This is a genomic window from Halomonas sp. BM-2019 (genome assembly GCF_017584085.1).
This window is the reverse complement of record NZ_CP071922.1, coordinates 521,754-522,565: the sequence shown is the minus strand read 5'-3', so window position 1 is coordinate 522,565 and position 812 is coordinate 521,754. Positions and strand designations below refer to the sequence as shown.

At 76.7% G+C, this 812-nt stretch carries 1 protein-coding gene; it reads left to right on the top strand.

Translation table 11 applies throughout. The features are described from left to right. Positions 1-812, top strand: an 812-nt coding sequence (locus tag J5F18_RS02650) for an FtsX-like permease family protein (protein WP_346300801.1), incomplete at both ends; no start/stop codon positions are given.

The following is an 812-nucleotide window of genomic DNA, read 5'->3' as shown; positions in this document are numbered from 1 at the left end:
CCCTGCCCGGCGACAGCGAGTTCGCCACCGCCGGCGGTGGGGATCTCAGCGACTTTCTCACGCCCCCCTGGCAGACCCGGCTGGCCCCCGACACCCTGGCCGCCCTGGAGGTGCGCGCACGCGTGGCCGAAGGCGCCACCCCCGCCCTGGCCGACGGTCGACCCCTGCCGCCGCTGAGCCTGGCCCCGGCGCTGCCCCCTGACACCCTGGTGATGGATATCGCCGCCGCCGCGGCCCTGTTGGCGAGCGGCGAGCGGATCACCCGGCTGGTGGCCGCCCCGGTGCGCCTGGCCGAGGCCCCCGAGGGGCTGGTGCTGAGCCGTGCCGAGACCCTGGTGTCGCCGGGCCAGCTCACCGAGAGCTTCCACCTCAACCTCACCGCCATGGCCCTGCTGGCCCTGGTGGTAGGGCTCTTCATCGTCCAGGCGGCGCTCACCCTGGCCCTGGAGCAGCGCCTGGGGATGCTGCGCACCCTGCGCGCCCTGGGCGTCTCGGCCCGGGCCCTGGTGGGGCTGCTGGTCCTGGAACTGTTGCTGCTCGGCCTGGCCGGCGCCCTCGCCGGGCTGGTCGGCGGGGCCTGGCTGGCCCGGGCCCTGCTGCCCGACGTGGCCGCCACCCTGGGCAGCCTCTTCGGCGCCGGGGTCGGCAGCGAGCTGCGCCTGGCCTGGACCACCTGGCTGGGCGCCCTGGCGGTGATCCTGGGCGGCCTCTTCCTGGCCGGCGGCGGGGTGCTGTGGCGCGCCGCCAGGCTGAGCCTGCTCGACCTGGGGCATGCCCAGGCCTGGCGGGAACGCTTCCTGCGCCAGCTGCGG